General features: G+C 54.0%; 16 protein-coding genes. 2 read left to right on the top strand and 14 right to left on the bottom strand.

The features are described from left to right. Position 1 precedes the first annotated feature (1 nt). Both OLX08_RS01030 and OLX08_RS01025 read left to right on the top strand, forming a co-directional pair. Positions 2-1,378, top strand: a complete 1,377-nt coding sequence (locus OLX08_RS01030; protein WP_391481926.1) for a pyruvate dehydrogenase complex E1 component subunit beta — start codon at positions 2-4, stop codon at positions 1,376-1,378. Positions 1,379-1,390: 12 nt separating this feature from the next. Continuing rightward, complete coding sequence (locus OLX08_RS01025; protein ID WP_391481925.1) at positions 1,391-2,686, top strand: pyruvate dehydrogenase complex dihydrolipoamide acetyltransferase; 1,296 nt, start codon at positions 1,391-1,393, stop codon at positions 2,684-2,686. A gap of 87 nt (positions 2,687-2,773) precedes the next feature. On the opposite strand, the gene cysE is transcribed toward OLX08_RS01025, so the two are convergent. The 14 genes from cysE to OLX08_RS00955 all read right to left on the bottom strand — a co-directional run bounded on the left by cysE (position 2,774) and on the right by OLX08_RS00955 (position 14,392). Continuing rightward, a complete protein-coding gene (cysE, locus tag OLX08_RS01020; RefSeq protein ID WP_391481924.1) occupies positions 2,774-3,589 on the bottom strand; it encodes a serine O-acetyltransferase in 816 nt (271 codons plus the stop codon). Positions 3,590-3,676: 87 nt separating this feature from the next. Next, positions 3,677-7,522, bottom strand: a complete 3,846-nt coding sequence (locus OLX08_RS01015) for a glycoside hydrolase/phage tail family protein (RefSeq protein ID WP_412535659.1) — start codon at positions 7,520-7,522, stop codon at positions 3,677-3,679. Continuing rightward, positions 7,522-7,950 carry an NlpC/P60 family protein gene (locus OLX08_RS01010; RefSeq protein ID WP_391481920.1) on the bottom strand — a complete coding sequence of 143 codons (429 nt, stop codon included), beginning with the start codon at positions 7,948-7,950 and terminating at the stop codon, positions 7,522-7,524. The genes OLX08_RS01015 and OLX08_RS01010 overlap by 1 nt, the downstream gene beginning before the upstream one ends. Beyond that, on the bottom strand, positions 7,947-8,837 hold the full coding sequence (locus OLX08_RS01005) for a DUF2163 domain-containing protein (RefSeq protein ID WP_391481918.1): 891 nt from the start codon (positions 8,835-8,837) through the stop codon (positions 7,947-7,949). The genes OLX08_RS01010 and OLX08_RS01005 overlap by 4 nt, the downstream gene beginning before the upstream one ends. Beyond that, complete coding sequence (locus OLX08_RS01000) at positions 8,834-9,466, bottom strand: TIGR02217 family protein (protein WP_391481916.1); 633 nt, start codon at positions 9,464-9,466, stop codon at positions 8,834-8,836. Before OLX08_RS01000 ends, OLX08_RS01005 begins: the two co-directional genes overlap by 4 nt. A 26-nt stretch (positions 9,467-9,492) precedes the next feature. After that, positions 9,493-10,149: a phage tail tape measure protein gene (locus OLX08_RS00995; RefSeq protein WP_391481914.1), complete on the bottom strand. Its 657-nt coding sequence runs from the start codon at positions 10,147-10,149 to the stop codon at positions 9,493-9,495. A 3-nt stretch (positions 10,150-10,152) separates the two neighbouring features. Next, positions 10,153-10,344: a phage tail assembly chaperone gene (locus tag OLX08_RS00990; RefSeq protein WP_391481913.1), complete on the bottom strand. Its 192-nt coding sequence runs from the start codon at positions 10,342-10,344 to the stop codon at positions 10,153-10,155. Beyond that, positions 10,334-10,651, bottom strand: coding sequence for a gene transfer agent family protein (locus tag OLX08_RS00985; protein ID WP_391481911.1), 318 nt, complete (start codon positions 10,649-10,651; stop codon positions 10,334-10,336). The genes OLX08_RS00990 and OLX08_RS00985 overlap by 11 nt, the downstream gene beginning before the upstream one ends. Then, positions 10,651-11,064, bottom strand: a complete 414-nt coding sequence (locus OLX08_RS00980) for a phage major tail protein, TP901-1 family (RefSeq protein WP_391483155.1) — start codon at positions 11,062-11,064, stop codon at positions 10,651-10,653. Before OLX08_RS00980 ends, OLX08_RS00985 begins: the two co-directional genes overlap by 1 nt. Before the next feature lie 12 nt (positions 11,065-11,076). Further along, positions 11,077-11,511 carry a DUF3168 domain-containing protein gene (locus OLX08_RS00975; RefSeq protein ID WP_391481909.1) on the bottom strand — a complete coding sequence of 145 codons (435 nt, stop codon included), beginning with the start codon at positions 11,509-11,511 and terminating at the stop codon, positions 11,077-11,079. Beyond that, positions 11,508-11,846: a head-tail adaptor protein gene (locus OLX08_RS00970; RefSeq protein ID WP_391481908.1), complete on the bottom strand. Its 339-nt coding sequence runs from the start codon at positions 11,844-11,846 to the stop codon at positions 11,508-11,510. The genes OLX08_RS00975 and OLX08_RS00970 overlap by 4 nt, the downstream gene beginning before the upstream one ends. Then, positions 11,843-12,418 carry a head-tail connector protein gene (locus OLX08_RS00965; protein ID WP_391481906.1) on the bottom strand — a complete coding sequence of 192 codons (576 nt, stop codon included), beginning with the start codon at positions 12,416-12,418 and terminating at the stop codon, positions 11,843-11,845. The genes OLX08_RS00970 and OLX08_RS00965 overlap by 4 nt, the downstream gene beginning before the upstream one ends. A gap of 179 nt (positions 12,419-12,597) precedes the next feature. Continuing rightward, positions 12,598-13,761: a phage major capsid protein gene (locus OLX08_RS00960; RefSeq protein ID WP_412535670.1), complete on the bottom strand. Its 1,164-nt coding sequence runs from the start codon at positions 13,759-13,761 to the stop codon at positions 12,598-12,600. 85 nt (positions 13,762-13,846) lie between these two features. Next, entirely contained in the window at positions 13,847-14,392 is a 546-nt protein-coding gene (locus OLX08_RS00955) for an HK97 family phage prohead protease (protein ID WP_391483154.1), read from the bottom strand. Positions 14,393-14,406 lie beyond the last annotated feature (14 nt).

Genomic DNA, 14,406 nt, shown 5'->3' with positions numbered 1-14,406 from the left:
TATGGCAACCGAAATTCTGATGCCCGCCCTCTCGCCCACCATGGAAGAAGGCACGCTGGCCAAATGGCTCGTCAAAGAAGGCGATACAGTTGCCTCCGGTGACATCTTGGCAGAGATCGAAACCGACAAAGCCACGATGGAATTTGAAGCTGTCGACGAAGGTGTGATTGGTAAAATCCTCATTTCTGAGGGCTCTGAAGGTGTCAAAGTGAACACAGCAATTGCCGTATTACTGGAAGAAGGTGAAGACGCGTCCGCCGCTGACACGGCTAGCGCCGCAGCGGCACCGGCTGCCGAAGCGACAGCTGCGCCTGAAGCCAGCAGTGTCCCAGCAACTGCCGCCGCACCAGCGGCCCCTGCTCCGGACACATCGCCAGATTGGCCCGAAGGCACGCCAATGAAACAGCAAACCGTCCGCGAAGCACTACGTGATGCGATGGCCGAAGAAATGCGCGGCAACGAAAGCGTCTTTTTGATGGGCGAAGAAGTCGCCGAGTACCAAGGTGCTTATAAAATCAGCCAAGGTCTGTTGGATGAGTTCGGCGCAAAACGCGTCATCGACACGCCCATCACCGAGCACGGTTTTGCAGGCATCGCCACAGGGTCCGCAATGGCTGGCCTGCGCCCGATCGTTGAGTTCATGACATTTAACTTCGCCATGCAAGCCATTGATCATCTTATTAATTCCGCGGCAAAGACACTTTATATGTCAGGCGGTCAAATGGGCGCCCCGATGGTTTTCCGCGGACCAAACGGTGCTGCGGCACGGGTTGGCGCACAGCACTCACAAGACTACGCCGCATGGTATATGCAGGTGCCTGGTCTCAAAGTTGCGATGCCCTACTCCGCATCCGACGCCAAAGGTTTGCTGAAATCAGCAATCCGTGACCCGAACCCCGTGATATTCCTTGAGAACGAAATTCTCTACGGCCGGTCCTTCGATGTGCCAGACATGGACGACTACACCGTGCCGTTCGGTAAGGCACGAATTTGGCGCGAAGGCACCGATGTGACGATCGTCTCATTTGGTATCGGCATGACATATGCTCTTGAGGCCGCAGACAAGCTGGCCGAAGAAGGTATCTCTGCGGAAGTTATCGATCTGCGGACTTTGCGTCCGATGGATATGGACAGCATCTTGGCGTCCGTGCGTAAGACAAACCGCTGCGTCACCGTCGAAGAAGGTTGGCCCCAAGGCAGCGTTGGTAGCTACATCGGCAGCCAGATCATGCAGCACGCGTTCGATTATCTCGACGCGCCAGTGATCAGCTGCACAGGTAAAGACGTACCGATGCCATATGCCGCAAACCTCGAAAAACTTGCCCTTGTCACAACAGACGAGGTCATCGCCGCCGTTAAACAAGTCACCTACCGTTAAGGAGCCGCAGATATGGCAACTGAAATTCTAATGCCCGCGCTCTCTCCGACGATGGAGGAAGGCACACTTGCAAAATGGCTTGTCAAAGAAGGTGACACTGTTGCCTCCGGTGACTTGCTGGCCGAAATCGAAACTGACAAAGCGACCATGGAGTTTGAAGCCGTGGACGAAGGCGTCATCGGCAAACTCTTGGTCGCCGAAGGCTCCGAAGGTGTCAAAGTGAATACAGCGATTGCGGTTCTACTAGAAGAAGGCGAAGACGCTGACAGCGCTGTTGCGACACCTGCTGCCGCATCAAGCGAAGCCGCAGCCATAAAGACAGAGGCCTCACCGTCAGCGCCACAACAAACGTCGCCCGCCCCCGCGGCACCACAGACAGCCAAAGGCGAACGCGTGTTTGCAACGCCCCTCGCGCGGCGCATTGCAGCCGATAAAGGTATCGATCTGTCATCCATGACCGGATCAGGACCCCACGGCCGTATCATCAAAGCAGATGTTGAAAACGCCACTGCGGCACCAAAAACTGCCTCTGCGCCAGCGTCAATTGCAAGCAGCCAATCCGCTACAATTGCACAAGGCCCGAGCACCGATCAGGTCATCGCGATGTATGAAGGCCGCGCTTTTGAGGAAGTCAAATTGGACGGCATGCGCAAAACAATTGCCGCCCGTCTGACCGAGGCGAAGCAGTCTGTGCCGCACTTCTACCTGCGCCGCGACATTGAGCTTGATGCGCTTTTGAAGTTCCGCGCTGAGATCAACGCAACGCTAGAACCTCGGGGCATCAAACTGTCCGTAAACGACTTCATCATCAAAGCCTGTGCACTTGCACTGCAACAGGTACCTGAAGCAAACGCAGTTTGGGCCGGTGACAGAACACTCAAAATGGAACGTTCGGACGTTGCTGTTGCAGTGGCAATTGAGGGCGGGCTTTTCACCCCTGTGCTACAAGACGCCGATCAAAAGTCACTTTCTGCGCTTTCCACGCAGATGAAAGACATGGCCTCCCGTGCGCGTGACCGCAAGTTGGCGCCTCACGAGTATCAAGGCGGTAGCTTTGCAATTTCCAACTTGGGTATGTTCGGCATCGACAACTTCGACGCCATCATCAACCCACCGCACTCCGCCATTTTGGCGGTGGGTGCAGGTGCAAAGAAACCTGTCGTTGGCGCAGACGGCGAGCTGAAAGTCGCCACCGTTATGTCCACCACAATGTCAGTTGACCACCGTGTCATTGACGGGGCTCTTGGTGCGAACTTGTTGAACGCGATCAAGCACAACCTCGAAAATCCCGTCGGGATGCTTGCGTAACGCTTCATCACTTAACTAACTGGTACCAAACAAAAAGGCCGCTAGGGGATATCCCTTAGCGGCCTTTATAAATTTTGAAGTATAGCTCTACTCAATCATTGAGCCACTCAGCAATTGATCCATGCTAATTGATGGCTGAGAGCACCCCGCCTCACCAACTATTTTCGCCGGTACACCAGCGACTGTTTTCATCGGTGGCACATCTTCAAGCACAACAGATCCAGCGGCAATCCGGCAGCATTGCCCGATTGAGATGTTTCCAAGCACATGCGCGCCCGCCCCGATCAACACACCGTCGCCAATTTTTGGGTGACGGTCATCATCTTCTTTACCGGTGCCGCCAAGGGTTACTGAGTGCAACATTGACACATTATCGCCCACCACTGCGGTCTCACCGATCACGATAGAGTGGGCATGGTCAATCATGATCCCCTGACCAATCGTGGCCCCAGGGTGAATATCAATTCCGAACATTTCCGAGGTCCGCATCTGAATGAAATACGCAAGATCGGCGCGCCCTTCGCGCCACAACGCATTAGCAATACGGTGCGCCTGAACTGCTTGAAATCCTTTGAAATAAAGCAGCGGTTGCATCAGACGGTGACACGCCGGATCACGATCATAGACCGCGGCCAAGTCAGCCCGCGCCGCCAAACCCAACGCCGGATTACGGGCGTAGGCAGCGTCAGCGATCTCTGCAATCAACTGCTCTGACATCTCGCCGGACGATAATTTCAACGCCAAACGATAGGACAAAGCCCGCTCGAAAGTCGCATGATGCAACAAAGAGCTGTGCACCAATCCGCCCAAAAGCGGCTCATCAACAATCGCTTGATGCGCTTCTTCTTGCACCTGCTCCCAAATCGGGTCGATGCTGCGGTTTGTAGTGCGAACATTTGCCATCGGTGGTCTCCTTCACGCCTGTCCCTAACCTAGCACATATGCAGCGCCAACCAAAAAAGTATACGTAATGACAGTCAAAATACCCGCTTAAGACACGGCAATCTGTGCAAATGGTCCCGGTCCATAACGATCCGAAAGCTGTGCTACTTCAAAGATTAGATTACCACTGATACTTAACGGCTCATTAAGCACAGCGGTGACGCTCATCACCGTTTGTTCAAGTTTCACGCCAGTTTCATCGCGCAACCTTATCAAGTATTGCTCGCTCATTTCACCGACGGGCACATCAAATCCATCCCAATGATCTCCGTCAATCCGTGTCCGCCTCATCCACTGCGCAGCGATGAGGCTATCGCCTCGCTGCACCTGCAAATGGCAAGGCCTATACGGACGAAGACTTGCCCCCGCGACTGCAAAACTATGCTCACGGTAAGCGGCATCATTTGCTGCACGGCCCGATGGTCCCACGCGATAGGTCTGCTCTACTCCGCGCTGATTTACGGGTAGTTCAAGCTGGCTGACAGCACTATCAAGTAAGACGACTTTGCTCCCAACAGGCCACGTATCAGGAACAAATGCATCTGTCCCCTGCTGCCCGCGCACTAGCCCCGAGAGACGATACATCTTGGGACCAATTAGAACCGCATTTTGCGCCTGAAAAAGTTCCCACACGGCCACATCGCCGCTACCAATTGCAAAGACATTTTGACCGGACAGAAGGCTGTCTAGATTGACAGATGACAGCGCGCCGTGTGTGAGCTCAACATCAACAAAAGCCGTCCTGTCGATTACCCCAAATGGGCCGGTATTCAACGCGGTTACGGTTGTGCCAGATGTCGCCTGTTCGGTGATCTCTAATTGCGGTTCAAAAGCCTCATCGGCAACCTCAATAAATACATCAGCCGGTCCCGTCCAAGGTGACGCATTTACTGCAATGAACGGGCTGGTATTTGGCGTTTGCGTACGGATAATGGGCAGGTCAAGAAACTGCGCGGCAACCGGCTTCGGCACGACAAACGGACGAAGGGCAATTGGCACTGTTGCAGGGTCTGCACGGGCATAAACATCCGCATCAATTCGCGTCCCTTCCATCATCAGATGCGTAGATCTTGAAACATTATCAATACGGTAGAGCGTTTTTATCTCACCATCATCCGTTTGAACCACATCTCCTGCACCTAAATGTGCCATTGACGGGGGGACAGAAAAACTAATGCTATCTTGGCTCGCATGCGCCTCTGAGAGCCAGCGGTCAGCCATGCCTTGCGCCTCGCCCGCGGTCAAAGCCAACGACATTTCTGTGCTTGAAACAACATTCCTGCCCGCATCTGGCAAGGTCGATTGCGCCGTTCCAGTTTCATAATCCGCATCCGCTTCAACGTAGCTAAATCGGACATCACTGATCAGGTCAGCACCGCTACCGCGCAGCTTCGAAAGACCACCATTATTCTGATCTGATACCACCAGTTCATCCAACACAATCGCATCATTTGGATGACCGTCTCGCATTTGAAAAACCAGCGTTCCAGCGCGATCAATCACATCCAAACCGTAGGCCGTAATCAACGGTTGTAACGCCGCGCGCCCTGTCTCAGATCCGCTATCTAGGTAGCCTCTGACGTACCCAAAAAGACCCGAGGTATCTACCTGTGTTATGCCAGCATTATTCGCAATTTCACGCACAACAGAGGACAGAGATCGCGCCGAACTACGCCCGTTCAACCAATGCCCTCTGTCATAGTTTGCCGCATCACTCCAAAGCTCGGCGTTGCCAGGAAAAAACGGAAACGGCCGCGCATCCCAAGCCCACACATGCGCCTTAGACATATCAACCATTGCCCCATCATATAGATCAGAGTGAGGGTTGCGCTCCGGGTCATTCCAATATGACAAATGGGCCCGCAGATACTGCATTTGCATCAGCTCATCACGCTGCCCGTTCGAGTAATGAGGCACTGCACTTTCAGATGATTTGGGATCAAGAAACCGGTTCGGCTGATTGGCCCCTTTATCGATTGCCGCACATCCAATCTCGGTGAAATAGAACGGCTTTGAGCGCGGCTGCCATGCAGTTGCCACCTCTGATCGCACCCCGCCGATACGTTCAAAATGAGAGTTCTCCCAGAACCCACGAATGTCTTTATAGCGGTACACCCACGGCTCATCATAAGCGCCGTCAGTAATCGGCGTTCTGATTTGCGCGTCTCGTGCTTCTGGGCTTTTGTAGTACCAGTCAAAGCCCTCGCCGCCCTCAATATTGGATTGCAAATACCCCAAGTGGTAAATGCTGCCCCACGACGCATCCGCATGGTCCGGCCCATCCCGCCAATCAGCGGACGGGAAATAATTATCAATCCCAATGAAATCTACATCGCCATCAGCCCAAAGCGGATCAAGATGAAACAACCGGTCGCCAGAGCCATCATCAGGCTGATATCCCCAATATTCCGACCAATCAGCAGCATAGCTGATCTTGGTATTAGATCCCAAAATGGTCCTAACGTCACGAACCAACCGAATGAGCGCACCAACTGCCGGAAAGCCCGCATCTGGCAAACTACGCGTCAATTCCCGCATCTCCGAACCTACGCAGAACGCATCAACGCCACCGGCAGCTTTGCACAGGTGAGCATAGTGCAGAATGAACCGGCGATAGCTACGTTCAAGCGGGCCTGTGTAGTGAACACCGTTCGCAGTTGGGGAAAAATCGCTCAGCGTACAGGTGCCGAAAAAGTCAGATACGGCTTGTTCCGAGCTGGCAGATATCCTTCCGCGCCACGGCAATTCGGGCTGGCCAATTTCTCCATCGCCATGAGGCAGCGTATTGCCATATAGCTGCTCCATTAAGATAAATGGATAGAAAACAGTATGTTGCCCTTGCGCGCGCAAATACTGCAAAGCCTCAATCACAGATGCATCGGACGGTGTGCCACCATAAACCGCACGATTTTCTAACACTGGAACTGATCCTGCAGCCACACGATCCAAGCCACTGACGTTCCACGGAATGCCTTCTGCGTCCGCTCCGTTCGGCTCCGCACGTGGTGAGATTTCGCATTCACCTGCGCGCAAATCATTGCCAAACCACGAAACAACCAACAGGCTCGATGCGCATTTTGGCAATTCCTGCGCAAGCCCATCAACCGAGGTAACAAAGTCGCTTTTGCCAGAGGGCGTATTTTCATTCACCGCAACCGTCGCGCCATCACGCGTCACATATGCAGGCGTCGTGGCCAGCGCATATTCACCGGTTCCCGGCATCATGGCGACGCCCCGAACTAACTCTGGAACATCCGCGATGGTGGCGTCTCCCTGACCCGACCGAAACACTTCAAATGAGAAATTCGGAACTCGGTTTCCATACTGCTCAAGCGCAAGATCCTCGAACACAACATACGCCGTGCCGCGATACGCAGGCACATTCCCCGCGCCTTCGATCGTCTCCAACGTCGGGTCAGCCAGTTGATCCGGCGAGCCATCATAAACACGGTAGTTGAGTTGGGTTAAATTAACTTCCGTGCCGTCCGCCCAGATACGCCCAATCCCATTGATTGTGCCCTCACAAAGAGCCACAGCGATACTAACTGAATAGCTATACGCCGTTGTGCGTTGTGTCGGCATGCCCTTGCCAGTTCGCGAAGTTGTCTGCGTCGTTTCTTGAAACTGAGAAGCCCAGATGACTTGCCCCGCCACGCGCATCCGCCCATATACGCGCGCAACCGGGGTACCCTCACTAGTGCCCATTAACCGCAATCGGTCCATGCGTCCCGTCTCCACAGGCGCACTACCCGCGCCTGACAGGCGGCTATCAATCGCGCGCCCAATCGTGGCACCGGCAAAACGCCCTGCGACTGCCGATGAGACACCCAAAACGGTCCCGCCCAACATATTGCCCGCCGCGAATCCAGCGGCTGAAAGTACTAGGGTTGCCATCATAACTCTCCAAAAACGGGAACATCAAACCGCGCAACAACGCGCCGTTTCCACGGTGTACTGAGCGGACTCTCGACGACGCCATGATGTTGATACGAATGAATAAATGTGGAGTTCTCTCCCCACGCAGATAAAATACCAACGTGTTTCGCAGCTGCGTTTGAGTGCATTCTGAACAGTAAAACAACGCCAGTTTCAGACGGCGCTAAATGCCGCAACAATGCACTCCACAGCACTTCGTCACCGCTTACCTCAGACCACGTAGACGCATAAGCTGGCGGCACCTCTGGCGAATACCCAAAGACGTCGCGCCACACACCGCGCAATAGCCCCAGACAATCACAACCTGCGTTCATTTCGCTTGCTTGATGAACGTAGGGCGTTCCAATCCAACGCCGTGCCTGAGCTACAAATAACGCAGCACTCATCGTCTGCTTCCACCGCTCAAAGTGCTACGACTTGTTGGGGCAGTGACCATCCAGTCGTCCCCAGGCACATCAGGGAAGCCCTGAAAATTAGCATCGTTCCGATACTTAATGCGGCATGTATCAAACCGCTTGTCACACCCTGCATATAGCTTAACACTGTCGCCAATACTTAGGCGACGGCGCGCAGCACTCCAGATCTGGAGATCCCGATCGTCTGTGCCCTCAACTTGTTTGTCAGATTTGATCTTGACCTGAGCACCCGCTGCTTCACCGCTCAACACATGAAGGGCACCCCGCTCAAACCAGCGTTTTTCAAACGTCCCATCAATAGAAACCGAAAACGATGTCTCTCCCGAGATGCTCGAAATTACGCCCTCAGCGTTGTAGCCCAAATGTTCAAGATCGACCCCACATTCAAGGGCGCCCAACTTTGCCAAGCACCCTTTTTGGTATACGCGTCCACGCGGCTGGTTCAGCTGTTCAGCCAACCCGCGCAACTCAGCACGGAAAGTACCCTCGCTGCGCTCAATTTCACCGATTGTGCCCGAAAAAACGAGCTGGCGCTGGCGTGCATCTGCCCAGTTCAACCACCAAGCTCGCACCTCAGCATCATCATAGAGCCCAAACTTAATATCACGTTCCGATATCGCAGCACTGCTCAACGCACCAACCGCTTCCGAGTTATCCACCGCCATACCAGTTGAGCTTTCAACCGCCCGAGCCGTCATTCCAGTATCAGCACGAAACTTAATACCGTCGAACTCCAGATCACCGTCATGATCCGTAAACCCAAGTTGCACGCCGTCTTTACGGGTCACGGCCCACGCCCTGCATGTTGTTGTGCAACCACTCTTCAGATGCTCATGAAAATCACTGTCGATGCTCATACACGAACCTCCACAACAGGAATGTCTGGAATATCGCCAGCCTGGAACGTCGACAGCGACGTCATGATCTGATCACTGTCAAATCGTGCGGGAACATCAAATTCAAAACCCGCAGAAATCTGAACGCCAACTTCGGGCGCTACAACAAATGAAATCACGCCGTTTGTATAGTCAGCAGCAAAATCAACACCTTCAACTTGCTCAACTTGATCAAGCGCAACCATCAAACTGCCATCAACTGGCTTTTGAATTGGACGCGCATATTGGTGCTCGCCCGACTTATACACTTTAACCAATTGAAAGCGCTTTTCGACACCATCACCAACTGCAATATCTTGATCCACGGCAGACACTTCGGCCTGAACACTACATGACTTGTAATCAGCCCAATCCTTCCAACGAAATGCAAATAATTGGCCGCAACGCGCCTCAAAAAATGCTACAACAGCCTCAACATCGGTGAATGCGCGCAAACCAAGCCCTGCATCATACCTTCGCTTTGAGTGGGCCCAAGGCGTGTTGCGCTCTTCAAATCCGTTTGAGAGCGTAACAACATCTGTCCGCCTCTCTGGTCCACCAATGGCACCAAAACTTAACCCAACCGGAAACTGCACTTCGTGAAAACTCATACCAAACTCCTAACCAACAAAGCGCATTATCGGGTGCGCTGACCTTTTGCCAAAGCACGCCCCAACTGCGCAGAAACCTGTGCTTGCGCGCGCTGAAATCCTGCTACGTCAGGGGTGCTAATATTCATCACAACACGAACCGGAGCGTTCGCCCCAACACCTTGCATACGCACACCGAGTGCGCCATCCGGGCCACGGGTTAATGGCATAATCGCCTCAGGTCCCGCTTCGCCCATCAAGCCTGTCCCACCCCGCATCCCAAATTGCGTTGGGCTCGTCACGACCCCGCTTTTGGCAAAAGCTTGCACACGTCCCGACACTCCAGAACCGGCACCTTGCGTGCCAAAATTAGTACCGAGAGCACCCGTAATTGCGCCCTCAAACAGCTGCCCAAAGTGGCTGGTAACAGGCTTTACGGCCGCCGAATAAGCCGCAGAAACTAAAGATTCTCCAACTTTTTGCATCACATCAGATAGCCTCAACCCGTCTGATACAGCACCATCAATTGCCCGCCTCAACCCGTTGCTCATCCCCTTTGACAGAACACCTGCATTGACACTTGATGTAGCCAGACTTTGCTGCATCTTGGTCAATTCACCACTGAATGCCGCCGCTAGATTACTCGTCTGGTCCAGGCTTTGCCCCAGTGCGGATACGTCATCTTCAAACTCATCAATGTTCATCTTTTATCCTCCCAGATCTGCATCAGGAAACTCGCGCGTAAGTGCTGAAAACCGATCGAACGTCAGAGGCGCCGCCGCCAAATCAAGGCCAAGTAACAAGCTCAGTTCAAACGGCGTTAAGTCCCAAAACATCTCAGGTGACAGCCCCAAGTCGGAAAGACCAACACGCTGCAGCGCCCGCCATTCAAACGTCATCGCCAAAGGCCCTCACCAACAATTGGGCGGCAGCGCGGGCAGCACCAAGTGGCCCGCCGTTAACGTCTGCATGCAGTAAGTCCGCAGCCGTTCCATCCCAATTTCCTGATGACAAACCTGCCTCGATAAGGGCCAGAACATCTGATGATCGGATCGAGTTTCCCTCAAACCTTTCAATCAGTTTTGTCAAAGAGCTAGCGCCGAGTTTTGTTTCAAGGCTTGCAAGCGCGCCCAATGATAGTCGCGCAACATACGGCTTACCGTTGATCGTAATTTCAACTTCACCTCTGTGGGGATTAACCATCATCAAATCGCCGTGAAGCTTAGCGCGCCTGCAGAAGCCAGAGCGAGTTCGTAGCTGGCCTCACCTTCGTAGCTTCCCGAGTATTCAAGCGACGTGACCTGAAATGCACCCTCAATGACACCAAAATCCGGCACAACCACCTGACACCGCGGCGTCGCACCATCAAAGAAAACTTGGCGTGCACGCTCATCAGTTGCTGCGTCCTTGAACACCCCGCTACCAGACACCTGCGCCTGCCGGACACCCGCACCAGCCAGCAGTTCACGCCACCCGCCTGAACTTTCTAGACTGGTCACATCAACCGTTTCAGCATTAAAGCTAATCCGCGTTGCCCGAAGTCCCGCGGTGGTCTCAAAAACACCGTTTCCCGTCATATCCATTTTGATCAAAAGATCGCGGCCATTTTGTGCAGTCATCATCGTTCTCCATCAAATTTCAGTGGGGGCAATCGCCTCAAGGCGCGCCAGAATTTTCAAATCAATACGCCGCGTGCCACCTTTGTCAGCGCGGCGTGCGCTGGCGCTTTCGAACCGCAGATCAGTGACACGCCCCACGGGTGTGCCCTCCTCATGCAATTCACGGTTTGCCCCTTCGACGCGGCGGACGACATCGGCGGCAATTTTCTTGGCTTCGGAAAAACCAGCCTCGGCGCAAATGACAGACACGATACATCGGTGAAGCGTACGGCGCGCAGACACGTCAGACACGTCGCGCACGTTTTCGGGGCCAAGCAGAACGTAGACTTCGGGCACGACACCGCTTGGCGGCAAATCAAATACCTGCACACCAAGAGAGCCTTGCGCATCATCTATTAACGCCGCGAAGAATAGCCTTTGGAGTGCCGCCGATAACCCGTAACTCATGACGCCACCTGCCGGGATACACGGCACGCAAGATACCGCGCGTTAATGTCCCACTCTGAAACTCCGGTGACGTCGTAGACCCCGGTCGCATCAACCAGACGGTTCCCTGCCGTGGGCCGCGCGTCATCGCCCACGGGGGCCGCGCGTACGATGATCTCGCGGCGTTCTTGGGTAAGCACACCTGCCTGCCCTGTTTGTGTCACAGGGGTTGCTGCACGGACATCACCCCAAAGCTGCCCCAACACACGCCACTGGGTCCGGTACCCACCCGCGCCGTCACTGATGCGATCAGCCGTTTCAAGAGAAAACGAGCGGTTCAAACGCGGCGCCTTCATGCGGTGGCCCCCAATGAAATCCGCATCTCACGGTAACGCTGGATCAGCGCGGTCACTCCAAAAGGCATGCAACCATTCGAAAGCCCAGTTTGCTCACGGTGCTCATAGTAATGCGTGGCAAGTAACATCACAGCCTGGCTTAGATCAGCAGGAAGGTCCGACCATACGTCTGCAAGACCCGCCTGAAACCGGACCGTTAACTCATCACCACCGGCCCCAATCACGTCGCCATCGAGCGTCACAAAGCTATGGTGCGCACCGTGATCAACATTCGCGGCACTGACAATTTTATTGCCAGCGAACCAGACAGAAACATCCCCAACAATTGGAGAAATTGTCAACTTTAGCGTATGGATTTGGTGCCATGCAGTTACAGGTGCCTCAAAACCGCGCACCAACAACGCCTTACCTATCCGCGCCTCAATTGCAGAAATAGCGGCGCGCAAAAATGCCTTTAAAACAGGTTCTTGCGTATCATCCGTCGAAAACCCACTGCCAAGGCGAAGGTGGGCTTTAAACCCATCAACCGGCAACAGGTCATCGGGGAAATTAGTATCAATGATGCGTGTCATAGGACCCTCATGAAATTCAGTAAATGTCCGAGCAATCAGCGCAAAATAAGGGCGCGCGCCGCCTCGCATTGCTCGGACGGAGGGGAGCAGCTAGACAACACGAAGGTGGTCTTAGGCGCGCGCCCCGCGCAGAACTGTGCAATCGCGATGACCGCACAGCTCCTGTTCACAGCACCGCTTTACTGGGCTGCGAATTTCAACAATTTGATGGCTGCAAAATCAGTCACATCACCGCCCACCCGCTTGGTCGCGTAAAACAACACGTTGGGCTTGGCGCTAAACGGGTCACGCATCACGCGCAGATCAGGACGCTCGGCGATTGTGTAGCCACGGGCAAAATCACCAAAGGCGATCGGCGTCGCATTCACCTCAACGTCCGGCATATCTTCGGCGATCAACACAGGGTAGCCAAGCAGACGCGCAGGATCACTTGAGGCCATTCCATCGTTCCACAAAAAGCGCCCGTCACTGTCGCGCAGCTTGCGAATTTCACCAGCCGTTTTGCTGTTCATCACGAACGTACCATTGGCGCGGTAATCGGCCTCAAGCGCGTAGACCAGTTCAATCAACTTATCCGGATCACCCAGCCCACCCGCTTCGCCGGTGATGATATGACCAATCTTGCCCCATTCGTAACTGTCGTTTTCAACAGTCGTGTGGCTTAGGAAACCCATGGGTTTTTCCACGCCGTCACCATTCACAAAGGCTTCTGCTTCTGAACGCGCGAAGGTCGTTGAGATTTTACCAGCCAGCCAGTTTTCAATGTCAAAAGCACTATCATCCAACAAACGCTGGCTCGCTTTTGGCAATGCTGACAACTCGTGCAAGGCGATTGAAATACGGTCAATCGTGGGGGTGTTACTCTCGCTGGTGCCGGCCGTTTCATTGGCCCAACCCGCACCCAGATCACCATGATCGACAAGTACATCATAACTGGTCGCATCAACGTTCACGATCTCAGCAATCGCACGGATTGAGGCAGCGTTAGCAAGTGATGACTTGATCGTGTCAGAAGTCACGGGATCAACCAAATATCCACCATCGCCAGCAATGGCACTGGACATAGATTTTCCCTCAAACGCCAACCCGCGCAGAGCATCTTCCTCACCCAAACGCACATAAGCATCAAAGGCCTTCAGGTGCGGCGCTTCAAGCGGGACCGCACTCAATGGGGGGCGGTTTGGCGTTGTCATCTTTTGGTTCAACATGGCAATCGTACTTTCTTGCTGGTTAAGTTGGTTTGTTAGATCAGCCTTGAAACCCTTCAAATCACTGACAAAATCGGTGATCGCAGTTTCAAATTGCGTGGCTTTTTGGGAAAGGATCGGCTGGGCGGAAGACATAGCTTTCCCGCCCCGATCCAATGCATCGGGTTTCGTCATAATCAGTCCTTTTCAAAGCAAAATAATCAGAGAGTGCCGCGCGGTATCACGTGGCCAATTGCTGCTGCGCCCGCCTGAGCGCCTCTGCATATGCGCATGATCCAAGGGGTGGCAGATCGTCGGATTTGGCCGTCACACGCGCCTCAGGCAGCATCGGAAACGTCACAAGCGACACCTCCCACAGCTCCAGATCGGACAACATGCGCTGACCCTTGGCGTTCTTGCTGGCTGTCACCGTGCGGTACCCGATCGACAGCCCATCAATCGCCCCCGCCCCAAGAAGGGCCGCCGCTTCACGGGCCTTGGCCACATCGGTCAGTAACCGTCCGCTTACAAACAACCCATGGGCATCCTCATGTACTGTGTCCCACACGCCGATGGGCTGCGTAGCATCATGTTGCCACAGCATTTTCACGCCACCACCATTTGCCTTCAGCGCATTTAAAGCGCGGGCATAAGCGCCGGCCATTACGACATCACCGCCCTTATCCTCGATCCCGAAAACCGAAGCATATCCCGCAACAATGACGCTATCGTCACTCCCTACATTCACCTGCAGGCTGCGCGCGCTGTCTTTGCGTTCCAATGTCATCATGTCCGTTTTCC

Origin of the sequence: Nereida ignava, assembly GCF_047114695.1 — a bacterium.
Classification (GTDB): Bacteria; Pseudomonadota; Alphaproteobacteria; order Rhodobacterales; family Rhodobacteraceae; genus Nereida; species Nereida ignava.
This window is presented reverse-complemented; position numbering and strand designations above follow the sequence as displayed.